This window comes from Pseudomonas sp. PVC-5-1, from assembly GCF_057444345.1.
In genome coordinates, this window is the sequence record NZ_CM172024.1 from 4,766,751 (window position 1) to 4,792,935 (window position 26,185).

Below are 26,185 nucleotides of genomic sequence, written 5' to 3' on the forward strand. Positions count from 1 at the left end.
AACTCCTAACGCTTGTGGCCAGTGTCCAGCTTGCGCTCCAGATGCATGGAGTAGCGGGACATACCGAAACAGAAAATCCAGAAAACCAGGGCGGCGAACACATAGCCCTCGGTAGCCATGCCCAGCCAGGCCGGGTCGGCAGCAGCTTGCTTGACGCTGTTCAGCAGGTCGAACAGGCCGATGATGATCACCAGGCTGGTGTCCTTGAACAGGGCAATGAAGGTGTTGACGATGCCGGGAATTACCAGCTTGAGCGCCTGCGGCAGAATCACCAGGCCCATCGCCCGCCAGTAGCCAAGGCCCATGGCCGCGGCAGCTTCGTACTGGCCCTTGGGGATGGCCTGGAGGCCGCCACGCACCACCTCGGCGATATACGCCGACTGGAACAGGATCACGCCGATCATCGCCCGCAGCAGCTTGTCGAAGCTCATGCCCTCAGGCAGGAACAACGGCAGCATCACCGATGACATGAACAGCACGGTGATCAGCGGCACGCCGCGCCAGAACTCGATGAAGGTCACGCACACCACCTTCACCGCAGGCATTTTCGAGCGCCGCCCCAGGGCCAGCAGGATTCCCAGCGGCAATGCGCCGACAATGCCCACGGTGGCAATCACCAGGGTCAGCATCAGCCCGCCCCACTGGCTGGTAGGTACGCTTTCCAGGCCCAGCATGCCCCCGTGCAGCAGGGTGTAGGCCAGCAGCGGGTACACCACCAGGAAGCCAAGGCCGTAGAAGGCCTTGCGTGGGAAGCGTTTGATGAACAGCGGGGCGGCGCCAAGCACGGCAAGCCACACGGTCAGGTCCACGCGCCAGCGCAACTCGGCCGGGTAGTAGCCGTACATGAACTGGCCGAAACGCTGCTGCACGAACACCCAGCAGGCGCCCTCCTTGGTGCAGTCGGCGCGGGTGGTGCCGACCCAGTTGGCATCAAGCAACGCCCACTGCAGCAGCGGCGGCACGATCAGCCAAACCAGGTAGATGGCAAACAGGGTCAGCAGCGTATTGAGCCAGCTGGAGAACAGATTGGCACGCATCCATGCGAGCACGCCGACGGTTTTCACCGGTGGCGGCATGTCGGGTTTGAAAACATGGGCATTCACGGGCGTATCCTCACCGCTCGATCAGCGCAATGCGCTTGTTGTACCAGTTCATCAGCAGCGAAATACTGATGCTGATGGCGAGATAGACACTCATGGTGATGGCGATCACCTCGATGGCCTGGCCGGTCTGGTTGAGCACGGTACCGGCGAACAGCGAGACCATCTCCGGATAGCCGATACCGGCCGCCAGCGACGAGTTCTTCGCCAGGTTCAGGTACTGGCTGGTCAGCGGCGGAATGATCACCCGCAGTGCCTGGGGGATGATCACCTTGCGCAGGGTCGGCCCCTCGCGCAGGCCCAGCGAACGCGCGGCCTCGGTCTGGCCATGGCTGACCGAACGGATACCGGAGCGCACGATCTCGGCGATGAACGCAGCGGTGTAGATGGTCAACGCCAGGGTCAGCGCCAGCAGCTCGGGGATCAGTACCCAGCCACCGACGAAGTTGAATCCTTTCAATTGCGGCACTTCCCAGTGCACCGGGCTGCCGAACAGCAGTGCGCAAACGCCTGGGATGGCGATGAACAGCGCCAGCCCCACCCAGAACTTGTGGAATGGTTCACCCGTCTCGTCGAAGCGCTTGTTGGCATAACGCACCATCACCACGATGGCCAGCAGCGCCAGGACCAGGGCCACGACGAACGGCCAGAAGCCTTCGGCCATGGACGCGCCGGGCATGTTCAGGCCACGGTTGCTGATGAAGAAGGTGTCGTCGATATTGATGCTGCCCCGCGGTCCCGGCAGGGTCAGGAACACGGCGAAGTACCAGAACAGGATCTGCAACAACGGCGGGATGTTGCGGAAGGTTTCCACATACACGGTCGCCAGCTTGTTGATCATCCAGTTCGGCGACAACCGCGCCACACCGATGATGAAGCCAAGGATGGTCGCCAGCACCACGCCGATGAACGTCACCAGCAAGGTGTTGAGCAGGCCGATGACGAACACCCGCGCATAGCTGTCTGATTCCACGTAGGGGATCAGGTGCTGGGCGATGCCGAAGCCGGCACTGCGGTCGAGAAAGTCGAAGCCCGAGGTGATACCCCGGTGTTGCAGGTTGGTTTGCGTGTTGTGGAACAGATACCAGCCCAGACCGACCACGAAGACTATCGTGAGAATCTGGAACAGCCACGCGCGCACACGTGGATCGCTCAGGGATAAACCCTTTTGTGCGCCGATTCGATTTTGCATGAAGTGCCCCGGAAAGTAGGGTTCCGAACAGCCTGCGGCGGCGGGATGCCGCCGCAGGGTGCAGCCATCAGCGCACAGGTGGCGCGTACTGGATGCCGCCGTTGTTCCACAGGGCGTTCATGCCACGGTCGATCTTCAGGTCGGTGCCCTGGCCCAGGTTCTTCTCGAACACTTCGCCATAGTTGCCGACTTGCTTGACGATCTGCACTACCCAGTCCTTGGGCAGCTTGAGGTCCTTGCCATACTCGCCGTCCGCACCCAGCAGGCGAGCGACGTCCGGGTTCTTGGTGCCTTTGGCCTCGGCCTCGACGTTCTTCGAGGTGATGCCTGCCTCTTCGGCGTTGAGCATGGCGAACAGGGTCCACTTGACGATGCTGAACCACTCCTCATCGCCTTTGCGCACCACCGGGCCCAGCGGCTCCTTGGAGATGGTTTCCGGCAGTACCACGTATTCGGTCGGCGCGGCCAGTTTGGAGCGTTGGGCGAACAGCTGCGACTTGTCCGAGGTCAGCACGTCGCAACGGCCGGACTCCAGCGACTTGGCGCTTTCGTCGGAGGTATCGAAAGTGATCGGCGTGTACTTCAGACCATTGGCGCGGAAGAAGTCCGACACATTCAGCTCGGTGGTGGTACCGGCCTGGATGCAGATGGTCGCGCCATCAAGCTCCTTGGCGCTGGAAACACCGAGTTTCTTGTTGACCAGGAAGCCGACGCCGTCATAGTAGGTAACACCGGCGAACACCAGGCCCATGCCGGCATCACGCGAGCTGGTCCAGGTGGTGTTGCGCGACAGTACGTCGACTTCGCCCGACTGCAGCGCGGTGAAGCGTTCCTTGGCGTTGAGCTGGCTGAACTTGACCTTGGTCGCGTCGCCGAATACAGCGGCGGCTACGGCGCGGCACACGTCGGCGTCGATACCAACGATCTTGCCCTGCGCATCAGGTACCGAGAAGCCTGGAAGACCGTCGCTCACGCCACACTGGACGAAGCCCTTCTTCTTTACCGCATCCAGGGTGGCGCCGGCCTGGGCGTTGCTCACGGCGCCCAGCGCGGCGGCAGCGGTCAGGACTGCCAGGGTGGTTTTCAACATCTTCATTCACAACCTCCAAATCGCTCTTGTTGTATCGAGCCGGAATTGCACCGCACCCTTTTGAGGCGTATCCGACCCGTATTGGCTTGTTATTGGGTCAATGGCGCAATGGACTGTTCTGTGACAGCCTTCGCGTGCAAAGGGTGTTACCGTCACGGCCTGCCCTTTGCATCATTGGGTGAATTGCAAAGCGCGTACCAAAATTTGCGGCTGTAGCGTTTAAGCGCTCGTCAAGTAGGGAAAGTTGTATCGTTGCGACATTCTTTTTCCGACAATCATTTCCAGCGCCTTCTTTTCACGCACGCCATAACAAGACCCGCACACTTTCGGAGCAGTCATGACCAACCCACTGATTCTCGAACCGCAGAAAACCGCAGACGCCTGTGTGATCTGGTTGCACGGCCTGGGTGCCGACCGTTACGACTTCCTACCAGTGGCCGAATTCATGCAGGAACGCCTGCTCAGCACCCGTTTCGTCATGCCCCAGGCTCCCACCCGCCCGGTAACCATCAACGGCGGCTACGCCATGCCCAGCTGGTACGACATCAAGGCCATGACCCCGGCCCGTGCCATCGACGAGGCGCAGCTGGAGGAATCGGCCGAACAGGTCATTAGCCTGATCAAGGCCGAGCAGGCCAAAGGCATCAGCCTGTCGCGGATTTTCCTGGCTGGCTTCTCCCAGGGTGGCGCGGTGGTTCTGCACACTGCCTATATAAAGTGGCAAGAAGCGCTGGGTGGCGTGATCGCCTTGTCCACCTACGCCCCCACCTTCAACGACCAGCATCAGTTGAGCGCCTGCCAGCAACGCACCCCGGCCCTGTGCCTGCATGGTGTGCACGACCCGGTGGTGATCCCTTCCATGGGCCGCACCGCCTTCGAGTACCTCAATACCTGGGGCGTTGCCGCCCGCTGGCACGAATACCCGATGGAACACGAAGTGGTGGTGGAAGAGTTGAGCGACATCCACGACTGGCTGAGCAAGCAATTGCAATAAGCCAGGGCTGTCTGTAGTTGTAAGGCTATTCCACTACGCCGCGCCTGAATCTTGCATTACACTGCCCGGCGTACATTCCTTAACCAGTTGATGAGACGATCGTGCTCAAGGCACTCAAGAAAATTTTCGGCAAGGGAGACGCCGCGCCACAGGCCGTCGCTCCTGCTGCCAGCGTGACGCCGCCTGCGCCCGCACCCACCAGCGAGGCCCGGCCTGCGGAAAAACCGGCCGCACCACGCGCCACCCCCACTCCCCAGGCCGAACAGCCTGCCGCCGTTACGCCAGCCGCCGACAAGCCGGCCAAGGACAAACCGCGTCGCGAGCGCAAGCCCAAGCCGCAGGCCAGCCTGTGGAAACCGGAAGACTTCGTGGTCGAGCCACAGGAAGGCAAGACCCGCTTCCACGACTTCAAGCTGTCCAACGAACTGATGCATGCCATCCACGACCTGGGCTTCCCGTACTGCACGCCGATCCAGGCACAGGTGCTGGGCTACACCCTGCGCGGTCAGGACGCCATCGGCCGGGCCCAGACCGGTACCGGCAAGACTGCGGCGTTCCTGATCTCGATCATTTCCCAGCTGCAGCAGACGCCGCCGCCGAAGGAACGCTACATGGGCGAGCCACGTGCGCTGATCATCGCGCCCACCCGTGAGCTGGTGGTGCAGATCGCCAAGGACGCCATCGCCCTGACCAAGTACACCGGCCTGAACGTGATGAGCTTCGTCGGCGGAATGGACTTCGACAAGCAGCTCAAGGCCCTGGAAGCGCGCCATTGCGACATCCTGGTGGCCACTCCGGGGCGCCTGCTGGACTTCAACCAGCGCGGTGAGGTGCACCTGGACATGGTCGAAGTGATGGTGCTGGACGAAGCCGACCGCATGCTCGACATGGGCTTCATCCCCCAGGTGCGCCAGATCATTCGCCAGACGCCGCCGAAAAGCGAGCGCCAGACCCTGCTGTTCTCCGCCACCTTCACCGACGACGTGATGAACCTGGCCAAGCAGTGGACCACCAACCCGGCCATCGTCGAGATCGAGCCGGAGAACGTTGCCAGCGAAACGGTGGAGCAGCACGTCTATGCGGTGGCCGGCAGCGACAAGTACAAGCTGCTGTACAACCTGGTGACCCAGAACAAGTGGGAACGGGTGATGGTGTTCGCCAACCGCAAGGACGAAGTGCGGCGCATCGAGGAAAAACTGGTGCGCGACGGCATCAATGCCGCGCAGTTGTCGGGTGACGTGCCGCAGCACAAGCGTATCCGTACCCTGGAGAACTTCCGCGAAGGGCGCATCACCGTGCTGGTGGCCACCGACGTGGCGGGGCGGGGCATTCATATCGATGGCATCAGCCACGTGATCAACTTCACCCTGCCGGAAGACCCGGACGACTACGTGCACCGCATTGGCCGGACAGGCCGTGCTGGCACCAGTGGTGTGTCGATCAGCTTTGCCGGTGAGGATGACTCGTACCAGCTGCCAGCGATCGAAGAGCTGCTGGGGCGCAAGATCAAGTGTGAAATGCCGCCGGATGAACTGCTGAAGCCGGTACCGCGCAAGCACCACTGAGTGGTGTTGGATTCTTCGCGGGCTTGCCCGCTCCCACAGGGGCTCCACAGCTTCCGGAAGCTGTGGAGCCCCTGTGGGAGCGGGCAAGCCCGCGAACCGGGGCAAAGCCCCGGCCAGCAATACTCTGTCTACCAGCGCTCCGCCGCATCCTGATCACTCTGCTTCCCTTCCACCCACCGTGCCCCTTCCTGGGTATTTTCCTTCTTCCAGAACGGCGCCCGCGTCTTCAGATAGTCCATGATGAAGTTGCAGGCATCGAACGCCGCCTGCCGATGGGCACTGGCCACGCCGACGAACACGATCGGCTCACCCGGCTCGAGCGCACCGATGCGGTGCAGCACCTCCACCTTGAGCAACGGCCAGCGCTGCTCTGCCTCCACCACGATCTTGGCCAAGGCCTTTTCGGTCATGCCCGGATAGTGCTCGAGGAACATCCCCGCCACCTCGCGGCCATCGTTGAAATCCCGCACGTAGCCGACAAAACCGACCACCGCGCCCACACCGACATTGGCCGCGTGCATGGCATTGGTCTCGGCTCCCGGGTCGAACGCGCCCTCCTGTACTCGCACAGCCATGTTCAGCCTCCGGTCACCGGCGGGAAGAACGCCACTTCATCGCCCTCTTCCAGCGGCTCATCGAGCTTGCACAGTTCTTCGTTGCGCGCACACATCAGGTTCTGCTCGGCCAGCACTTCATACTGCCCGCCCTTGGCCACCAAGGCCTGGCGCACATCGTCGAGCACCTTGAACGCACCCTCCACCCGCTCGGCATCCACGCCCAACAATTCGCGGTAACGGGCGAAGTACATCACCTTGACCTTCATCACGCCTCCACCTTGTAGTGGCCACTCTTGCCGCCGAGTTTTTCCAGCAGGCGCACCTGCTCGATGACCATACCTTTATCCACAGCCTTGCACATGTCATAGATCGTCAGCGCAGCCACGCTGGCTGCAGTCAGCGCCTCCATCTCCACGCCGGTCTGCCCGGCCAGCTTGCAGCGGGCGACGATACGCACGGCGTCCTGCCCCTCGGCACTCAGTTCGACCTTGACGCTGGTCAGCATCAGCGGGTGGCACAGCGGGATCAGTTCGCTGGTCTTCTTCGCCGCCTGGATCCCGGCAATGCGCGCCACGGCGAACACGTCGCCCTTGGGGTGTTCACCGTCGACGATCATCTGCAAGGTCTGCGGCAACATGCGCACCCGCGCCTCGGCGGTGGCCTCGCGCTCGGTCACGGCCTTTTCAGTGACGTCGACCATGTTGGCCCGCCCCTGGGAATCAAGATGTGTCAGCACTGCTCTGCTCCTGTGAAGGGAACTCGCAGTGTAAACCTGTGAGTCAGGTTTGAGCAGAGGGGTGCGTCAACGGTGCCCGCGAAAAAGCCGGGCGGCGAACCGCCCGGCGGAGAGGGTTACAGATGCGACTCGGCGTACTCGGCCAGCACCGAGCGTGGCACGCCCTGCAGGGTGATGTGCACGCCATGGGGGAAGTCCTTGAAGCGCTCGGTCAGGTAGGTCAGGCCCGAGCTGGTCGCGGACAGGTAGGGGGTATCGATCTGCGCCAGGTTGCCCAGGCAGACCACCTTGGACCCGGAGCCGGCACGGGTGATGATGGTTTTCATCTGGTGCGGCGTCAGGTTCTGGCACTCGTCGATCAGGATCAGGCTCTGCTGGAAGCTACGGCCACGGATGTAGTTCAGCGACTTGAACTGCAACGGCACGCGCTCGAGGATGTACTCGACGCTGCCATGGGTGCTTTCGTCATCCATGTGCAAGGCCTCGAGGTTGTCGGTGATGGCGCCCAGCCAAGGTTCCATCTTCTCGGCCTCGGTGCCCGGCAGGAAGCCGATCTCCTGGTCCAGCCCCTGCACACTGCGGGTGGCGATGATGCGCCGGTAGCGCTTACTTACCATGGTCTGTTCGATGGCTGCGGCCAGGGCCAGGATGGTCTTGCCGGAACCGGCGGCGCCGGTCAGGTTGACCAGGTGGATATCCGGGTCAAGCAGGGCGAACAACGCCAGGCTCTGGTGGATGTCCCGCGGTTTCAAGCCCCAGGCTTCCTGGTGCAGCAGCGGTTCCTGGTGCAGGTCCAGCAACAGCAGTTCGTCGTTGCGGATACCCTTGATCCAGCCGACGAAGCCCTGTTCATCGATGATGAACTCGTTGACGTGAACCGCCGGCAGGTTGTCGATCAATTGCACGCGGTGCCAGGTGCGGCCGCGCTCCTGGCGGGTATCGACCTTGCTCACCCGGTCCCAGAACGAGCCGGTGACCGAATGGTAGCCCTTGGACAGCAATGACACGTCATCGACCAGTTGGTCGGTGCTGTAGTCCTCGGCCGCGATGCCACAGGCACGTGCCTTCAGGCGCATGTTGATGTCTTTGGTGACCAGCACAACGTCCAGGTCGGTGCGCCGGGCCCGTACTTCGAGCAACTGGTTGATGATGATGTTGTCGTTGAGGTTTTCCGGCAGCAGCTTGTTCGGCTCGTTGCGCGGAGTCATCAGGATGGACAGGAAGCCCTTGGGCCCGCTCTTGCCACGCTGGATCGGCACGCCCTGCTCGACATCGCTGGGCGAGGCGTCACCAAGGGTCTGGTCGATCAGGCGAATGGCCTGGCGGCATTCGGCGGCGATGGTCTGTTTGCCGGTCTTGAGCTTGTCGAGTTCCTCCAGCACCGTCATCGGGATGGCGACATGGTGCTCCTCGAAGTTCAGTAACGCGTTGGGGTCGTGAATCAGGACGTTGGTATCGAGCACATACAGGATAGGCTTGCTGGAGGAAGGGTTGCGTCCTTGGTCATCCATACTCGGTCACCTTATGTCGAAGCCACACGGCGTGGTCTGTTACGCCGCAGAGTGACTGCCGCTGTCCCCGTATCCGCGTTGTTACGGGCGGGAAGCGAACCTGGCTAGGTGGGCCTGGATGACGCCACCTGTGCTGCAGGAATCGGCTGTCTGGTTTCTTCATACCGCAAAAATGATGACTAAAAAAAGTCTTTTTACGTGCAGGTGAAGTTTATTTTTCCAAATGACGAACAGGGGTTGGCGAGGGGGCGCGTGAGGACTACAGTCAAAAATCAGGCTGCCATTGCATGGGTCAACGCCAGCAAGCCATGCACCTAACCTGTAAGAGCAACTGTGTTGTGTTGCCTGTACTGGCCTCATCGCCGGCAAGCCAGCTCCCACAGGGACAGCGCATGGCTTGAGGCCGATGCGGTCGAGGTGGGAGCTGGCTTGCCGGCGATGGGCTGCGCAGCAGCCCCCTCTCACCCCCGGTTGGCATATCCCTGGCAATCTTCCCAACCAATCCCGCTCTGCGCCGTATTGCGCAACAACCACTCCACCGCCGGCTGCGCCTTGGGCAGGCTGTCATGGAACTGGATCACCCCCTTGCGCCATAGCAACATCAAGGTCAGCACCCGCTGGGCAGAGGCCTCGGCGCTCAGTGCGCCATCATCCTGGGCATCGATGTCCCACAACGATACCTGCAACTGCTGGCTGGCCATGAACGCCTCGCCATCGGCCCGACGCTGCCCGTAAGGCGGCCGAAACAACGGCACATACTGCTCCGGCAGGTCGGCCTGCACCCGCGCCTGGCTACGCCGCAGCGAGTCCTGCCAGCCTGTCCACTGCGCATGGGAGCGGTACTCCCAACCCTGTATCCCCACGCACTGCCCGCCATAGAGCTGGCGCAAGGCATCTGCCGCCCCGGCGTCGCGGCGTTGCTGCAGGCGGTTGCCGAGCACGAAGAACGTGCCTTCAAGCTTTTGTCGGCGCAGGTAATCAGCCAGCAGGTCGGTACTGCCGCCATCCGGCCCGGGGCCGCCGACGAAGGTCAGCAGGAACATGCGGTCGTTCAGTTCATCCCCATTGCGCTCGCGTGAGGACAGCCGCTCCACCTCGCTGCTGGTCTGCGGCAGCAACGCCGCCTTGCGCAGTTGTTCGTCCAGGTAACGCACATGGAACTGGTGGCTCGGCTCGATCCAGCCCGTATAGAACGTGCCGACATCGGCAGCGAACGTCGCTGCCTGTGTGCGCAACTCCGCCATCGACGTAACCGGATAGCAGAACGACGCATCCTGTTCGCAACTGCGCTGCGCCTGTTGATAACCTTCCCACAACCGCTGCCACATGCGCGCCCGCACCAGGCGCACCTTCTGCAGGTTGACCTGCCGTAGCCCCAAGCGTGCCGCCAGCGCCGCGTCGTCCAGCAGTTCGCTTTCATGCAGCACCTGGGCGAACGAGAGGATCTCGGCCCGCGAGGCCACATCGAACAACGCCGGGCTGTCCAGCTTTTCGGGCCACAGGCTGCGGTCCAGGCTCACCTGGGTTGAAGGGGCGGCTTGCACGGCCAGGCTCAGCAGAGCGGCCAGCAAGGCAGAGGCAATACGCACGGTTGAAGCTCCGCAACGGCGAAACGCGCACTATAGCCTCTGCACCGGCCATGGTCTGTGACTATCGTCGCCATAGTTTGGACTTGCACCGCCCAGCCCGTAGAATTCCCGGCCTACGATGCCAGGAGCCGACCCGATGCTGACGGTGATATCACCCGCCAAGACCCTCGACTACGAAACCCCGCCGGTGACCGAGCGTTTCACCCTGCCCCAGTACCTGGACGACTCTCAGGAGCTGATCCAGCAGTTGCGCGACCTGTCGCCAGCGCAGATCAGCGAACTGATGCACCTGTCCGACAAGCTCGCCGGCCTGAATGCCGCGCGCTTCGGCAGCTGGACCCCGGACTTCACCCCGGCCAATGCCAAGCAGGCGCTCCTGGCGTTCAAGGGTGACGTGTATACCGGCCTCGACGCCGAAAGCCTGGGCGAGGACGATTTCAGCTATGCCCAGCAGCACTTGCGCATGCTTTCGGGCCTGTATGGCCTGCTGCGCCCGCTCGACCTGATGCAACCTTACCGCCTGGAAATGGGCACCAAGCTGGCCAACGCCCGCGGCAAGGATCTGTATGCGTTCTGGGGCACGCGCATTAGCGAATGGCTGAACCAGGCCTTGGCCGAACAGGGCGATGACGTGCTGCTGAACCTGGCCAGCAACGAGTATTTCAGCGCGGTGAAACGCAGTGCGCTCAAGGCCCGGGTGATCAACGTCGACTTCAAGGACCTGAAGAACGGCCAATACAAGATCATCAGCTTCTACGCCAAGAAAGCCCGCGGCATGATGAGCCGCTTCGTGATCCAGCAGCGCATCAGCGACCCGGAGCAGCTCAAGCAGTTCGATGTGCAGGGGTACTACTACAGTGCCGAGCAGTCGAAGCCGGACCACCTGGTGTTCCTGCGCGATCATCCCACCGAGTAAGCCTGTAGCACCGCTTTCGCGGGCACGCCCGCTCCCACAGGTATGCCACTGAATTCAAGGTCAGTGACCAACCTGTGGGAGCGGGCGTGCCCGCGAATGGGCAAAATCATTTCTCCCCGCCTTTGCCCTGCAACAGGGCACGCTTCATATCGCCATCACGCCACAAATCCGACGCCAAAAAAACGGCATGCCGCGACTTATAGCCAAGCGCCATAAGACCGTTCGTAGCTTTTTTGACGAATTTTTCAAAATATTTTTCGATGCTGGCATAAAAATATCTCGCAACAGTTTCGCCCTTTATATATCGGGGCAAACCCCCCGAGTGCTATCAGATTGAAATTGTCCGCCACTGAAAAAATATTTAGAAATCTTTCATCCACGCCGAACCCACCCCGGAACTTCTGCTACGACGAATCGCTCATAGTGCCGTAACGATTTTCCTGCCCTCGGGCCGTGAGAGATGACTTACAGATGACAACGGCAGGTATCCACTACCCGCCCCAACAACTTCGACAGGTATGACGGGAACCCCCGAAAACCCTGTCCATGCAGGAGAGAAGCGTCCCTTTCAATTCGTCCTAGTGGTTGATTTCAAAGGATTTTTCCACTTGAAAAAACAAGCACAGCAAAGCGCCACGTAGCGCATTGCAATAAAGACGGCTGCATTCCAGGGCACGTTTTTTAATTAATGGCTTTTTACTGCCACATTTGAGTGCATAACTTTTTGCGCTCCGGATTTATTTTGCCTGCGCTCGGCGAAGTGTGCATTTCGCCATGGATCCGTGCGCCCGAAAACTGTTGTTAATCAACCCAGTCCGGCTCTCTCCGGAGGTGCCGGCGTGATAAACACATGAGGTGATAGCGATGCGTATCAGCATCTTTGGTTTGGGTTATGTGGGTGCAGTCTGTGCTGGCTGCCTGACGGCGCGAGGCCATGAAGTGATCGGTGTGGATGTGTCCAGCACCAAGATCGACCTGATCAATCAGGGCAAGTCGCCCATCGTCGAACCTGGCCTGGAAGCACTGCTGCAACAGGGCATCGCCAACGGCCGCCTGCGCGGTACTACCGATTTCGCCGAAGCCATTCGTGCCAGCGACGTATCGATGATCTGCGTGGGAACCCCAAGCAAGAAGAACGGCGACCTGGGCCTTGAGTACATCGAGTCGGTGTGCCGCGAAATCGGCTACGTGCTGCGTGACAGCGAGCGCCGCCACACCATCGTGGTACGCAGCACCGTGCTGCCGGGCACCGTGAAGAACGTGGTGATCCCGATCCTCGAAGACTGCTCGGGCAAGAAAGCCGGCGTCGACTTCGGCGTCGCGGTCAACCCGGAATTCCTGCGTGAAAGCACCGCGATCAAGGACTACGACCAGCCACCGATGACCGTCATCGGCGAACTGGACAGCGCCAGCGGCGACATCCTGCAGGCCCTGTACGAAGAGCTCGACGCGCCGATCATCCGCAAGCCGATCGAAGTGGCCGAGATGATCAAGTACACCTGCAACGTGTGGCACGCCACCAAGGTCACCTTCGCCAACGAGATCGGCAACATTGCCAAGGCCGTAGGCGTGGATGGCCGTGACGTGATGGACGTGGTCTGCCAGGACAAGGTATTGAACCTGTCCCAGTACTACATGCGCCCTGGCTTCGCCTTCGGCGGCTCGTGCCTGCCCAAGGATGTGCGCGCCCTCACCTATCGCGCCGCCAGCCTCGATGTGCGCGCACCGCTGCTCGACTCGCTGATGCGCAGCAACGAATCGCAGGTGCAGAACGCCTTCGAGCTGATCGAAGCCCACGACAAGCGCAAGGTCGCCCTGCTCGGCCTGAGCTTCAAGGCCGGCACCGACGACCTTCGTGAAAGCCCGCTGGTGGAACTGGCCGAACGCCTGATCGGCAAGGGCTACCAGCTGGATATCTACGACGACAACGTCCAGTACGCCCGCGTCCACGGCGCCAACAAGGACTACATCGAATCGAAGATCCCGCACGTGTCGTCGCTGCTCAACGCCGACTTCCAGAAGGTGATCGACAACGCCGACGTCATCGTCCTGGGCAACCGTGACGAGCAATTCCGTGCACTGGCCCAGCAAGCGCCGGCCGGCAAGCACGTGATCGACCTGGTCGGCTTCATGAGCAAACCGACCTGCGCCACCAGCCGTACCGAAGGCATCTGCTGGTAAGTGCTGGCCGGGCAGCGGGGGCCTCCCCACCCCCGCTGCCCACCTTTTCCCGAATTCTCGACGGATGCTGAACATGCAAAGGATCCAGACAGTGCTGTTGCAGTGCGCCGGTTGGCTGCTCTACGTGAGTCTGCTCATGCTGATCGCCCTCGCCCTGCCAGCCGATATCTTCGACTCGCAGTCGAAGCACTTCATCTTCCTGGTCGGCGCAGTCGGCATCTGGCGCTACTCCATGGGCGCCACCCATTTCATCCGCGGCATGATCTTCCTCTACGGCGTATACCCGTACCTGCGCCGCAAGGTTCAGAAAATGGGCAAGGACGCCGACCCGTCCCACGTGTACCTGATGGTGACCAGCTTCCGCATCGAAGCACTCACCACCGCCCAGGTGTACAGCTCGGTGATCCGCGAGGCGATCAACTGTGGCTTCCCCACCACCGTGGTCTGCTCGCTGGTGGAGATGTCGGACGAACTGCTGGTGAAAAGCCTGTGGGCCAAATACAACCCGCCAGCCCACGTGAAGCTGGACATCGTGCGCATCGCCGGTACCGGCAAGCGTGACGGCCTGGCCTACGGTTTCCGTGCGATCTCGCGCATGCTGCCGGACGAGAACGCCGTGGTGGCGGTAATCGACGGTGACACCGTGCTGGGCGATGGCGTGGTACGCAAGACCGTGCCGTGGTTCAAGCTGTTCCCCAACGTCGGCGGCCTGACCACCAACGAGTTCTGCGAAGTGCGTGGCGGCTACATCATGAGCGAGTGGCACAAGCTGCGCTTCGCCCAGCGCCACATCAACATGTGCTCGATGGCCCTGTCCAAGCGCGTGCTGACCATGACCGGACGCATGTCGATGTTCCGCGCCAGCGTGGTGACCAACCCCGAGTTCATCGCCGACGTCGAAAGCGACTCGCTGATGCACTGGCGCCTGGGCCGCTTCAAGTTCCTCACCGGTGACGACAAGTCCAGCTGGTTCAGCCTGATGCGCCTGGGCTACGACACCTTCTACGTGCCGGACGCCGCCATCAACACGGTCGAGCACCCGCCGGAGAAGAGCTTCCTCAAGGCCAGCCGCAAGCTGATGTACCGCTGGTACGGCAACAACCTGCGGCAGAACTCCCGCGCGCTTGGCCTGGGCCTGCGCCGCCTGGGGCTGTTCACCAGCATCGTGCTGTTCGACCAGCGCGTGTCGATGTGGACCAGCCTGCTGGGCCTGACCGTGGCGGTGATCGCCAGCCTCAAGTTCGGCCTGGGCTTCCTGCTGGTGTATCTGCTGTGGATCGGCATCACCCGCCTGATCCTCACCATCATGCTGCTGTGCTCCGGTCACAACGTAGGTCCGGCCTACCCGCTGATTCTCTATTACAACCAGATCATCGGCGCGCTGATGAAGATCTACGTGTTCTTCCGCCTCGACAAGCAGTCCTGGACGCGTCAGCCCACTGCCCTCAAGCGTGACCTCGCCAGCTTTCAACAATGGTTCAACACCTGGTCCTCGCGGACCATGACCTTCTCGGCTGCCAGCATCTTCGTTGCTGTGCTGTTCATGGTCGTGTGAGCCCAACCCGGATCGGAACTAACAGGAACAAACCACATGAATACCGCCGTGAACGTCAACGTCGTGCATGAGTCCGAAGCCCAGCGCCAGCATGCCCGGGTACGCATCCCCGCCAAGCTGCGGTTCCTCGACCCTCAGCGCCAGGCCCACGATGTGAAGGTCGACGACCTCTCCGCCGGTGGCCTGAGTTTCCACACCAAGCAACAACTGTCGGTTGGCGACGTGCTCCGCGGGCGGCTGCAGTTCACGGTCGACAACCTCGGCCTGTCGATGGACATCGAGTTCCAGGTGCGCTCCTACAATCCGGGCAGTGGCCGTACCGGCGCGCAGTTCCAGAATCTCGAGCTCCGCGACATCGCCACACTGCGCCACATCATCACCTCGCACCTGTCGGGTGAGCTGATCACTGCTGGCGATGTGCTCAGCACCCTGCAGCGCGACAACTTCACCAAGGCGCGCAAGCAAAAGGACGGCGGTGCCGGCCTGAGCGCCTTCGGCCGCCTCAAGGCGGTCACCGTCACCCTCGGCGTGTTCGTGGTCGGTGTCGCCGCCTTCGGCTTCATCGCCAAGTCGCTGTACGGCATGTACTTCGTCAGCCATGCCGAAGCCGGCGTGGTCGCGGTACCCACCACCAACGTCACCATGCCGCGCGACGGCACCGTGAACAGCCTGGTCGAAAGCGGTGGGCAGATCGCCAAGGGCGCGCCACTGGCCAGTTTCACCACCAGCATGCTGGACATGCTCAAGGGCAACCTGGAAGACGCACAGCTGGAGCCGGCGAAGATCGAGGAACTGTTCGGCAAGCAGTTGTCCGGCACCCTCACCAGCCCGTGTGATTGCGTGGTTGCCCGCCAGCTGGTGGACAACGGCCAGTACGCCGCCAAGGGCCAGCCGATCTTCCAGCTGATCCCGCGCACCACCAACCCGATGGTCGAGGCGCGCTTCACCTACCGCCAGTTCGACGAGGTCAAGCCAGGCACCCGCGTCAACTTCCAGGTAGCCGGCGAAGACGAAGTGCGCACCGGCCAGATCGTCAGCAGCGCCAGCCTCAACAGCGAAGACCTGGCCGCCGACATCCGCGTGCAGATCAAGCCCGACAGCGCCCTGCCCGCCGAACTCGCCGGCCGCCCGGCTTCGGTCAACAGCGACCGTGGCCCATCGCTGAACTGGCTGATCGACAAAGCCATGGCCCGTGGTCTGTAAGAGGACAAGCCTATGACTAGCAGACAACCCGATACCTGTGGGAGCTGGCTTGCCGGCGATCGAGTGCGCAGCACTCGCCCAGCAGATGTATCGCCTGCACTGGCCAATCGCCGGCAAGCCAGCTCCCACAGGGTTCGTGTGAACCTTGGTTTGTGTGGCCTGGCCATGGCCATCGCCTTGGCCGGCTGTGCGGGCCTGCCCGACCAGCGCCTGGCCAACGAAGCCATGAAGCGCGGTGACACGGCACTGGCCGAGCGTAACTACAAGGCGCTGGCCGACCTGGGCTACAGCGAAGCGCAAGTGGGCCTGGCCGACATCAAGGTCGCCACCCGCGATCCGGCGAAAATCAAGGAAGCCGAGGCCACCTACCGCGCCGCGGCCGCCATTTCGCCGCGTGCCCAGGCGCGCCTTGGCCGCCTGCTGGTGGCCAAGCCCGACAGCACCCAGGCCGAGCGCGAAGAAGCCGAAACCCTGCTCAAGCAAGCCGCCAAGCAGGGCGAAAGCAACACCCTGATCCCGCTGGCGATGCTCTACCTGACCTACCCGCAGAGCTTCCCCAAGGTCAACGCGCAGCAGCAGATCGACCAGTGGCGCGCCGCCGGTAACCCGGAAGCGGGCTTGGCCCAGGTGCTGCTGTACCGCACCCAGGGCACCTACGACCAGCACCTGGGCGAAGTGGAGAAAATCTGCAAGGCCGCCCTGAGCACCACCGACATCTGCTACGTCGAACTGGCCACCGTGTACCAGAAGCGTGGCCAGGCCGACCAGCAGGCTGCCCTGCTCGGCCAACTCAAGGCTGCCTACGCCCGTGGCGCAGTGCCGGCCACCCGGGTCGACAGCGTTGCCCGGGTACTGGCCGACCGCAGCCTCGGCCAGACCGACGAAAAAACCGCCAAGGACCTGCTCGAGCAGGTGGCCCCGGCCAACCCGGCGTCCTGGGTCAGCCTGGCGCAACTGGTGTACGACTTCCCCGAGCTGGGTGATACCGACCAGCTGATGGCCTACATCGACAAGGGCCGCGAAGCCGAACAGCCACGCGCCGAACTGTTGCTGGGCCGCCTGTACTACGAAGGCAAGACCGTGCCTGCGGACGCGCCCAAAGCCGAAGAACACCTGCAGGCTGCCGCCGACGCCGGCGAAGTCAGCGCCCATTACTACCTGGGCCAGCTGTACCGCCGCGGTTACCTGGGCAACGTCGAGCCGCAGAAGGCCGTCGACCACCTGCTGGCCGCCGCCCGTGGCGGACAGAACAGCGCCGACTACGCCTTGGCCCAGCTGTTCAGCGAAGGCCACGGCATTCGCCCGCAACCAGGTAACGCCTGGGTATTCGCCCAGCTGGCCCAGGCCAACCCGTCGCCGCAGTCCGCTGAACTGTTGCAGCAGCTCGATCAGCAACTTACGCCTGACCAACGCAGCCAGGCCCAGCAACTGCTGGCACAAGAGAAGCAGGCGCGCGGCAGCATGGCGCAAGGCGCAAACAGCACCCTGGCCATCGAAGCCCTGCAAGACGACGAAAAAGAAGTAACCGGTGAGGACTCGCTATGACGCTCAATCCCTTCGTGAAAGCTGGCATCGGCCTGAGCTTCGCCCTGTTGTGGTCCTGCCCGACTCTGGCGGAAATGACCGCTGAAAAGAACTTCGGCCTGGATGTGAAGATCACCGGCCAGTCGGAAGACGACCGTGACCTGGGCACCCGCTCCGGCGGCGACGTCAACGGCCTCGGTCTTGATCTGCGCCCTTGGGTATATGGCGAGCGTGGCAACTGGAGCGCCTATGCCATGGGCCAGGCAGTTACCGCCACCGACACCATCGAAACCGACACCCTGCGCCAGAATGACGACGGCACCAGTACCGATACCGCTGCCGACGGCCGTGAACAGGACAAGAGCTACCTGGCCATGCGCGAATTCTGGGTCGGCTACAGCGGCCTCACCGCCTACCCTGGCGAGCAGCTGCGTTTCGGCCGCCAGCGCCTGCGCAGCGACGATGGCATGTGGCGTGACACCAATATCGAGGCGCTGAACTGGACCTTCGACACCACCCTGCTCAAGGCCGACCTGGGCGTGGCCCAGCGCTTCAGCGAATACCGCACCGACCTCACCGAGCTGGCCCCGGAAGACAAGGACCGCACGCACCTCTACGGCAACGTCGCCACGCAGTGGACCCCTGGCCACTGGGTCGGCGTACGCGCCCACCACACCCACGACGGCGGCAGCCTGAAGAACCCGGGCGAAACCGTCGATGCGCTGGACAAGACCCGCACCGGCGACCTCACCTGGCTGGGCCTGGAAGCCAACAGCGACGCCTACAACTGGCGCAACGACCACACCGTCAACTACTGGGGCAGCGTCACCTGGCTGACCGGTGATCGCGACACCCTCAGCAGCCAGGTCGTCGGTGACGAAACCGTGGCCACCGGCAAGCAGAGCGGTGATGTCAACGCCTGGGCCACCGACCTCGGCATCCGCCTGCGCCTCGACCCGCAATGGCAAGTCGGTGCGGCCTATGCCCGTGGCAGCGGCGGCGGTGGCGACGACGGTTCGAGCAACTACGAGCAGACTGGCCTCGAGAGCAACCGCTCCAACTACACCGGCACCCGTTCGCGCGTGCACCGCTTCGGTGAAGCCTTCCGTGGCGAGCTTGGCAACCTGCAGGCGGCCACCCTGTTCGCCTCCTGGCAGCTGCGCGACGACTACGACGCCAGCTTCATCTACCACAAGTTCTGGCGTGTCGATGGCAACCAGAACATCGGTTCCAGCGGCATCAACGCGGTAGTCAACGACAACGGCGTGAACCGCCCGCTGGTCGATGGTGAAAAAGACCTTGGCCAGGAAATGGACGTGGTCGTGACCAAGTACTTCAAGCAAGGCCTGCTGCCGGCTTCGATGAGCCAGGCCATCGACGAGCCATCTGCCCTGGTGCGCCTGCGCGCCGGTGTGTTCAAGCCGGGTGACGCCTACGGCAAGGAAGCGGACTCGTACATGCACCGCGCCTTTGTCGACGTGATCTGGCGCTTCTGAGGCCGGGAGACCCTGATGAACCTTCACCCGCACTTACGTCACAGCCTCCTGGCCAGCGCCCTGCTGCTGGCCAGTGGCCTGGTCGCTGCCGCAGAGCCCAAGGTGATTGCCAAGGAACTGCAGCAGGCCAAGACCTACACGGTCTCCAGTGCACCGGTCGAGCCGCTGCACATGGACCCGCCGAAGCTGCCTGACCTGACCGGCTACACCGCCGAGGCGGTGCAGAAGAAAATCGACCGTCGCCACAAGGGCAAGGTCAGCCTGCGCCGCATGTTCCAGGAGGACACCCTCAAGGAATTCGTCGGCGGCGACAACAAGGCGGCCGAGTGGGTCCAGCGCCAGCATGGCATTCCGCAGGCGATCTTCGTCGATGACGGCCATGTCGACCTGGTCGAGCTGAGCAAGAAGGTACCCAAGCAGTACCTCAGCGAAGTCGAGCCGGGCGTATACCTGGCGCGCCTGCCGATCGTGGTCGGGCAGAAGGGCATCCTCGAGATCGACGGCAAGGTCAAGCAACTGCGCCTGTCCGAGGAAGGCGGTTCGTTCCTGGTCAACGACGGCAAGCTGTTCGTCACCGACACCCAGGTGACCGGCTGGCGGGAAAAGGAAAACGGCCCGGCGACCTTCCGCTCGCCCAAGGAGTTCCGCCCGTTCCTGCTGTCGTGGGGCGGTACCGAGACCTACATCGTCAACACCAAAATGGCCAGCTTCGGCTACGCCAAGTCCAAGTCGTACGGCGTGAGCATCTCGCAGTACACGCCGAACATGGCCAAGCGCATGGGCCGCCCGGAACCCACCGGCTGGATCATCGGCTCTGAGTTCAGCGACATGTGGTACGGCTTCTACTGCTACGAGACCCAGGACTTCGTGGTCAAGGACAGCACCTACCGCGACAACATCGTCTACGGCATCGACCCGCACGACCGCTCGCACCGGCTGATCATCGCCGGCAACACGGTGTACGGCACCAAGAAGAAGCACGGCATCATCGTCTCGCGTGAGGTCAACGACAGCTGGATCATCAACAACAAGAGCTTCGACAACAAGCTCTCGGGCGTGGTGATCGACCGTAACAGCGTCAACAACCTGATTGCCTACAACGAGATCTACCGCAACCACACCGACGGCATCACCCTGTACGAAAGTGGCGACAACCTGATCTGGGGCAACAAGCTGATCAACAACCGCCGCCACGGCATCCGCGTGCGTAACAGCGTGAACATCCGCCTATACGAAAACGTCGCAATGGCCAACGGCCTGGTCGGCGTGTACGGCCACATCAAGGACCTGTCCAACACCGACCGCGACATCGCCCTCGACCCGTTCGACACCAAGGTGTCGCTGATCCTGGTTGGTGGCGAACTGGCGGCCAACGGCTCGGGCCCACTGTCGATCGACTCGCCGCTGTCGGTCGAGCTTTACAAGGTATCCATGCTAGCCCCGCGCAAGGCCAACGGCATCAGCCTCAACGGCATCCTCGGCGAACGCCAGGACGAAATCCTCGACCTGCTGGTACGCCAGCAAAAGGCTGTGCTGATCGACCCGGTCGAACGCCAGACCGAAATGATCGATTAAGGAAGCCCAGACCATGACTCCACATCTGATGAAACTGCTGGGCCTGTCCGCCGCCCTTCTGGCGATCAGCCAGGGCGTGCGCGCCGAAGACGTCAAGGCCCCCACCTTCAGCGCCGAGCCTTGCTGCCAGCTGTGCCCTGAAGCGCATGACCCAAGCCGCTACACAACCCGTTACCAGCAGAACTTCACCACGCTGGTGCAGGCGAAGGGCGACTGGCTGTTCCGTACCCGCGAAGACCTGCGCACCGAGTTCAATACCACCCCGGCCGGCTACAAGCGCCTGCAGCAAGTGCACGACGCATTCAAGAAGCGCGGCGTGGAACTGGTGGTGGTGTACCAGCCGACCCGCGGCCTGGTGAACCGCAACATGCTCAACCCGGCGGAAAAAGCTGCCTTCGACTACCAGAAGGCCCTGGGCAACTACCAGGCCATGCTCAAGCGCTTTGCCAGCATGGGCTACAACGTGCCCGACCTGTCGCCGCTGACCAACGAACAGCTGGCCGCTGCCGACCAGGGCAAGGACTTCTACTTCCGCGGCGACCAGCACTGGACGCCTTACGGCGCCGAGCGTGCGGCCAGGATCGTGGCCGATACCGTGCACAAGATGCCGGCTTTCGAAGGCATCCCGCGCAAGGAATTCGAAACGAAAAAGTCCGGGCGCATGGGCAAGACCGGCACCCTGCATAACGTGGCCGGCCAGCTGTGCGGCACCAGCTACGCCGTCCAGTACATGGACCAGTTCGCCACCGAGCCGAAAGGTTCCACCGGCGGCGGCGACGACCTGTTCGGTGTCGGCGGCAACGCGCAGATCACCCTGGTCGGCACCAGCCACAGTGGCAAGAACTACAACTTCTCCGGGTTCCTCGAGCAGTACATCGGCGCCGACGTGCTCAACGTGGCCTTCCCTGGTGGTGGCCTGGAAGGTTCGATGATCCAGTACCTGGGCAGCGAAGAATTCCAGAAGAACCCGCCGAAGATCCTGATCTGGGAATTCTCCCCGCTATATCGCCTGGACCAGGAAACCATCTGGCGGCAAATCCTTGGCCTGCTCGACGACGGCTGCGATGACCGCCCGGCCCTGATGAGCGCCAGCGCCACCCTCAAGCCCGGCAAGAACGAGCTGATGGTCAATGGCAAGGGCGGCGTGATCAAAGACCTGATCAACCGCAACATGCAGATGGACATCAAGTTCGAAGACCCGTCGGTGAAGGTGCTGCAAGCGACCCTCTGGTACCTCAACGGCCGCCACGAGGACATCAAGCTGGAAAAACCGGAAACCTCCGACACCGACGGCCGCTTCGTCTTCCAGATGCGCGAAGACGAGGACTGGGCCAGCCAGAGCCTGCTGGCGTTCGAGGTGCAGGGGCCGGAAAGCGGTACCCAGAAGGTCGAAGCCAAGCTCTGCAAACGCAACAACTTCGCCGTGCCTGCGCAGACCGCGCAGGCCGGCCAGTGAGGCGACCATGATCCTGTTCAAGCGAATTTCCCGCCCCGCCCTGCTCGCCTTGGCGTTGTGCGGCGGTGCCGCGCACGCCGCGCTGGTACCGCCCCAGGGTTACTACGAGGGGATCGAAAAGCTCAAGACCGGCGACGGTAACTTCCGCTGCGAAGCTGCCCCCAAACCGTATACCGGTGCCCTGCAGTTCCGCAGCAAGTACGAAGGCTCGGACAAGGCGCGGGCAACACTCAACGCCGACTCGGAAAAGGCCTTTCGCAAGTCCACCGAAGACATCACCACCCTTGAGAAAGGCGTGAGCAAGATGATCGGCCAGTACATGCGTGACGGCCGCCCGGCGCAACTCGACTGCACCCTGGCCTGGCTGGGCAGCTGGGCCCGCGCCGATGCGCTGATGTCCACCGACTACAACCACACCGGCAAGTCGATGCGCAAATGGGCGCTGGGCAGCATGAGTGGTTCGTGGCTGCGCCTGAAGTTCTCCAATTCGCAGCCGCTGGCCGCGCACCAGGCCGAGGCCGAGCTGATCGAAAAATGGTTCGCCCGCCTGGCCGAGCAGACCGTGCGCGACTGGAGCGACCTGCCACTGGAGAAGATCAACAACCACAGCTACTGGGCTGCCTGGGCGGTAATGGCCACCGCCGTGGCCACCGACCGTCGCGACCTGTTCGACTGGGCCGTGAAGGAATACAGGGTTGGCGCCAACCAGGTAGACGAGCAGGGCTTCCTGCCCAACGAACTGAAGCGCAAGCAACGCGCCCTGGCCTACCACAACTACGCCCTGCCGCCGTTGACGATGATCGCCAGCTTCGCCCAGGTCAATGGCGTGGACGTGCGCGGCGAGAACAACAACGCCCTGCAGCGCCTGGCGCAGCGGGTACTGAACGGTTCGAAGGACCCAAGCGCGTTCAAGGCCCGCAATGGCGAGAAACAGGACATGAAAGACCTGAAGATCGACAGCAAGTACTCGTGGATGGAGCCCTATTGCAGCCTGTATGCGTGCAGTGGCGACACCCTGCAGCGCAAGCGCGGTATGCAGCCGTTCAACAGCTTCCGGCTGGGCGGCGACCTGACCCGGGTCTATGACCCGAGCGCAGAGAGCAAGAAATGAGTTGAACCCCTTTTGGGGTCGGAACCTGTGGGAGCGGGCATGCCCGCGAAGAAAGCACCGCGGTGCATGGCAAGGGCTTCGCCCTTGTTCGCGGGCATGCCCGCTCCCACAGGTACCAAGGCTTCCCCCACTTTTTGAGTGGGGGGTTTGGGGGGCGCTTTGCCCCGGATGCTGTGAACAAAAAGGAGAACCGGGATGGTCTTCTCGTCCAACGTGTTCCTGTTCCTGTTCTTGCCGATCTTCCTCGGCCTGTACTACTTGAGCGGGCAACGCTATCGCAACCTGCTGCTGCTGGTCGCCAGCTACATCTTTTACGCCTGGTGGCGGGTCGACTTCCTCGCCCTGTTCGCCGGCGTGACCCTGTGGAACTACTGGATCGGCCTGAAAGTCGGCGCCGCCGGCGTGCGTACCAAGCCGGCCCAGCGCTGGCTGCTGCTCGGCGTCGGTGTGGACCTGGCGATTCTCGGCTACTTCAAGTACGCCAACTTCGGCGTCGACAGCCTCAACGCGATCATCTCCTCGTTCGGCCTGGAGCCGTTCATCCTCACCCACGTGCTGCTGCCGATCGGTATCTCGTTCTACATCTTCGAGTCGATCAGCTACATCATCGACGTGTACCGCGGCGACACCCCGGCCACCCGCAACCTGATCGACTTCGCGGCGTTCGTGGCGATCTTCCCGCACCTGATCGCCGGCCCCGTGCTGCGCTTCAAGGACCTGGTCGACCAGTTCAACAACCGCACCCACACCCTGGACAAGTTCTCCGAAGGCTGCACCCGCTTCATGCAGGGCTTCATCAAGAAAGTGTTCATCGCCGATACCCTGGCGGTAGTGGCCGACCACTGCTTCGCCCTGCAGAACCCGACCACCGGGGATGCCTGGCTCGGCGCTTTGGCCTACACCGCGCAGCTGTACTTCGACTTCAGCGGCTACAGCGACATGGCCATCGGCCTCGGCCTGATGATGGGCTTCCGCTTCATGGAGAACTTCAAGCAGCCGTACATCAGCCAGTCGATCACCGAGTTCTGGCGGCGCTGGCACATCAGCCTGTCGACCTGGCTGCGCGACTACCTGTACATCACCCTGGGCGGTAACCGCAAAGGCACCTTCAACACCTACCGCAACCTGTTCCTGACCATGCTGCTGGGTGGCCTGTGGCACGGCGCCAACTTCACCTACATCATCTGGGGCGCCTGGCACGGCATGTGGCTGGCCATCGAGCGCGCGCTGGGCATCGACACCAACCCGCAGCGTTTCAACCCGGTGAAGTGGGCATTCACCTTCCTGCTGGTGGTGGTTGGCTGGGTAATCTTCCGTGCCGAGAACCTGGAAGTGGCCGGTCGCATGTACGGCGCCATGTTCAGCTTCGGCGACTGGCAGCTGTCGGAACTCAACCGTGCCCAGCTCACCGGCCTGCAGGTAGCCACCCTGGTGGTCGCCTACATCACCCTGGCGTTCTTCGGCCTGCGCGACTTCTACCGCAACGCCCGGCCAACGCCCAAGGCCACCCCGGTGGAGGTCAACAGCGACGGTTCGATCGGCCTGGACTGGACCCGGGTGATGACCCGCGCCCTGGTGCTGCTGCTGTTCGTTGCCTCGATCCTCAAACTTTCGGCGCAGAGCTACTCGCCGTTCCTCTACTTCCAGTTCTGAGGTTGATGACATGACCCGGACATTACGCATTACCTATTCGCTGTCGTTCCTCGGCCTGCTGGTGGGCATGGGCGTCTGGTCCACCGGTGGCCTGCAAAGCTTCCAGCGTACCGAGCAGATGACCCTGCTCAACGGCAAGCTGGCCAAGGCCGCCGAGACCCACTACGACGAGCAGTTCCCGATCAAGCGCCTGGGTACCAACCTGTGGGCGGCGATGGACTTCAAGCTGTTCAACGAAGGCCGCCCTGGCGTGGTGCTGGGCCGCGACCAGTGGCTGTTCAGTGACGAAGAGTTCAAGCCCACCGCAGGTGCCGAGCAGCTGATGCAGGAAAACCTGGCGCTGATCCGTGGCGTGCGCGACACCCTGCAGCAGCACGGCAGCCAGCTGGTGCTGGCGATCGTGCCGGCCAAGGCGCGGGTGTACGCCGAGTACCTGGGCAAGGAACTGCCGACCAGCCTGCATGACGACCTGTACAACCAGTTCCATGCCCAGGCACGCCAGGCCAACGTGTTCGCCCCGGACCTGATGGCACCCATGGAGCAGGCCAAGGCGCGCGGCCAGGTGTTCCTGCGCACCGACACCCACTGGACGCCGATGGGCGCCGAAGTGGCTGCGCAGGCACTGGCCGAAGCGGTCAGCCGCCAGAGCCTGCTCAACGGCGACCCGCAGGCGTTCATCACCGAAGCCGGCAGCACCGCGCCATACAAGGGCGACCTGACCAACTTCCTGCCACTGGACCCGCTGTTCAGCAACCTTCTGCCGGCCCCGGACAACCTGCAGCAGCGCACCACTCGCCCGGTCGAGGCCGAAGGTGAAGCCGGTGACGCACTGTTCGCCGACACGCAGATCCCGGTTGCGCTGGTGGGCACCAGCTACAGCGCCAACCCGCACTGGAACTTCCTCGGCGCGCTGCAGCAGGCCCTGCGCAGCGATGTGGCCAACTACGCCGAAGACGGCCATGGCCCGCTGCTGCCGATGCTCAAGTACCTGCAAAGCGATGCCTTCAAGAACGCCGCACCCCAAGTGGTGGTGTGGGAATTCCCCGAACGTTATCTGCCAATGAAGAACGACCTCAGCAGCTTCGATCCACAGTGGATCGCCCAGCTGAAGAACACCCGTAAATCCGAAGAAAACCTGGCTTTGTCGTCCACCCGGACTAACCACTAATCAGAGGAACATA

21 protein-coding genes are annotated in these 26,185 nt (G+C 62.6%); 13 read left to right on the forward strand and 8 right to left on the reverse strand.

Translation table 11 applies throughout. From position 1 onward, the window contains the following. Positions 1-5: 5 nt before the first annotated feature. The 3 genes from AC2T3R_RS21805 to AC2T3R_RS21815 form a co-directional block, all read right to left on the reverse strand. On the reverse strand, positions 6-1,103 hold the full coding sequence (locus AC2T3R_RS21805; RefSeq protein ID WP_013974139.1) for an amino acid ABC transporter permease: 1,098 nt from the start codon (positions 1,101-1,103) through the stop codon (positions 6-8). A 10-nt stretch (positions 1,104-1,113) separates the two neighbouring features. Continuing rightward, positions 1,114-2,292, reverse strand: coding sequence for an amino acid ABC transporter permease (locus AC2T3R_RS21810; protein ID WP_015271735.1), 1,179 nt, complete (start codon positions 2,290-2,292; stop codon positions 1,114-1,116). Positions 2,293-2,359: 67 nt separating this feature from the next. Next, the gene (locus AC2T3R_RS21815; protein WP_015271736.1) at positions 2,360-3,388 is read right to left on the reverse strand and encodes an amino acid ABC transporter substrate-binding protein; all 1,029 of its coding nucleotides are present in this window, start codon (positions 3,386-3,388) and stop codon (positions 2,360-2,362) included. A gap of 331 nt (positions 3,389-3,719) precedes the next feature. Here AC2T3R_RS21815 and AC2T3R_RS21820 point away from each other — a divergent pair, with 331 nt between their 5' ends. Both AC2T3R_RS21820 and rhlB read left to right on the forward strand, forming a co-directional pair. Continuing rightward, entirely contained in the window at positions 3,720-4,376 is a 657-nt protein-coding gene (locus tag AC2T3R_RS21820; protein ID WP_013974142.1) for an alpha/beta hydrolase, read from the forward strand. Between the two features lie 101 nt (positions 4,377-4,477). After that, positions 4,478-5,941, forward strand: coding sequence for an ATP-dependent RNA helicase RhlB (gene rhlB, locus AC2T3R_RS21825; RefSeq protein WP_054573302.1), 1,464 nt, complete (start codon positions 4,478-4,480; stop codon positions 5,939-5,941). A 128-nt stretch (positions 5,942-6,069) separates the two neighbouring features. Here the strand turns inward: rhlB and moaE are convergent, their stop codons facing one another. From moaE to AC2T3R_RS21850, 5 genes are all read right to left on the reverse strand, one after another. Continuing rightward, positions 6,070-6,516 carry a molybdopterin synthase catalytic subunit MoaE gene (gene moaE / locus AC2T3R_RS21830; RefSeq protein ID WP_013974144.1) on the reverse strand — a complete coding sequence of 149 codons (447 nt, stop codon included), beginning with the start codon at positions 6,514-6,516 and terminating at the stop codon, positions 6,070-6,072. A 2-nt stretch (positions 6,517-6,518) separates the two neighbouring features. After that, positions 6,519-6,764, reverse strand: coding sequence for a molybdopterin converting factor subunit 1 (gene moaD, locus AC2T3R_RS21835; protein ID WP_003251777.1), 246 nt, complete (start codon positions 6,762-6,764; stop codon positions 6,519-6,521). After that, entirely contained in the window at positions 6,764-7,234 is a 471-nt protein-coding gene (moaC, locus tag AC2T3R_RS21840) for a cyclic pyranopterin monophosphate synthase MoaC (RefSeq protein ID WP_013974145.1), read from the reverse strand. The genes moaD and moaC overlap by 1 nt, the downstream gene beginning before the upstream one ends. 116 nt (positions 7,235-7,350) lie before the next feature. Continuing rightward, complete coding sequence (locus AC2T3R_RS21845) at positions 7,351-8,745, reverse strand: PhoH family protein (protein ID WP_013974146.1); 1,395 nt, start codon at positions 8,743-8,745, stop codon at positions 7,351-7,353. Between the two features lie 461 nt (positions 8,746-9,206). Continuing rightward, a complete protein-coding gene (locus AC2T3R_RS21850) occupies positions 9,207-10,334 on the reverse strand; it encodes a polysaccharide deacetylase family protein (protein ID WP_486744244.1) in 1,128 nt (375 codons plus the stop codon). A gap of 136 nt (positions 10,335-10,470) precedes the next feature. On the opposite strand from AC2T3R_RS21850, the gene yaaA reads away from it, so the two are divergent. From yaaA to AC2T3R_RS21905, 11 genes are all read left to right on the forward strand, one after another. After that, a complete protein-coding gene (yaaA, locus tag AC2T3R_RS21855) occupies positions 10,471-11,250 on the forward strand; it encodes a peroxide stress protein YaaA (RefSeq protein ID WP_085721000.1) in 780 nt (259 codons plus the stop codon). Positions 11,251-12,114: 864 nt separating this feature from the next. Beyond that, positions 12,115-13,431, forward strand: coding sequence for a nucleotide sugar dehydrogenase (locus tag AC2T3R_RS21860; protein WP_023660654.1), 1,317 nt, complete (start codon positions 12,115-12,117; stop codon positions 13,429-13,431). Between the two features lie 73 nt (positions 13,432-13,504). Then, on the forward strand, positions 13,505-14,986 hold the full coding sequence (locus AC2T3R_RS21865; protein ID WP_031324250.1) for a glycosyltransferase family 2 protein: 1,482 nt from the start codon (positions 13,505-13,507) through the stop codon (positions 14,984-14,986). Between the two features lie 36 nt (positions 14,987-15,022). Next, positions 15,023-16,189 carry an alginate biosynthesis protein Alg44 gene (locus AC2T3R_RS21870; protein WP_013974151.1) on the forward strand — a complete coding sequence of 389 codons (1,167 nt, stop codon included), beginning with the start codon at positions 15,023-15,025 and terminating at the stop codon, positions 16,187-16,189. A gap of 165 nt (positions 16,190-16,354) precedes the next feature. Next, positions 16,355-17,734, forward strand: a complete 1,380-nt coding sequence (algK, locus tag AC2T3R_RS21875) for an alginate biosynthesis TPR repeat lipoprotein AlgK (RefSeq protein ID WP_486745298.1) — start codon at positions 16,355-16,357, stop codon at positions 17,732-17,734. Beyond that, positions 17,731-19,209: an alginate export family protein gene (locus AC2T3R_RS21880; RefSeq protein WP_013974153.1), complete on the forward strand. Its 1,479-nt coding sequence runs from the start codon at positions 17,731-17,733 to the stop codon at positions 19,207-19,209. The genes algK and AC2T3R_RS21880 overlap by 4 nt, the downstream gene beginning before the upstream one ends. Positions 19,210-19,224: 15 nt before the next feature. After that, positions 19,225-20,784, forward strand: a complete 1,560-nt coding sequence (gene algG, locus AC2T3R_RS21885) for a mannuronan 5-epimerase AlgG (protein WP_410951853.1) — start codon at positions 19,225-19,227, stop codon at positions 20,782-20,784. A gap of 13 nt (positions 20,785-20,797) precedes the next feature. Continuing rightward, positions 20,798-22,240, forward strand: coding sequence for an alginate O-acetyltransferase (locus AC2T3R_RS21890; protein ID WP_486744245.1), 1,443 nt, complete (start codon positions 20,798-20,800; stop codon positions 22,238-22,240). 7 nt (positions 22,241-22,247) lie between these two features. Next, positions 22,248-23,351, forward strand: coding sequence for a mannuronate-specific alginate lyase (locus AC2T3R_RS21895; RefSeq protein WP_367244649.1), 1,104 nt, complete (start codon positions 22,248-22,250; stop codon positions 23,349-23,351). 195 nt (positions 23,352-23,546) lie between these two features. Beyond that, complete coding sequence (locus AC2T3R_RS21900) at positions 23,547-25,004, forward strand: MBOAT family O-acyltransferase (protein ID WP_013974157.1); 1,458 nt, start codon at positions 23,547-23,549, stop codon at positions 25,002-25,004. 10 nt (positions 25,005-25,014) lie between these two features. Beyond that, a complete protein-coding gene (locus AC2T3R_RS21905; RefSeq protein ID WP_023660658.1) occupies positions 25,015-26,172 on the forward strand; it encodes an alginate O-acetyltransferase in 1,158 nt (385 codons plus the stop codon). Positions 26,173-26,185: the final 13 nt, after the last annotated feature.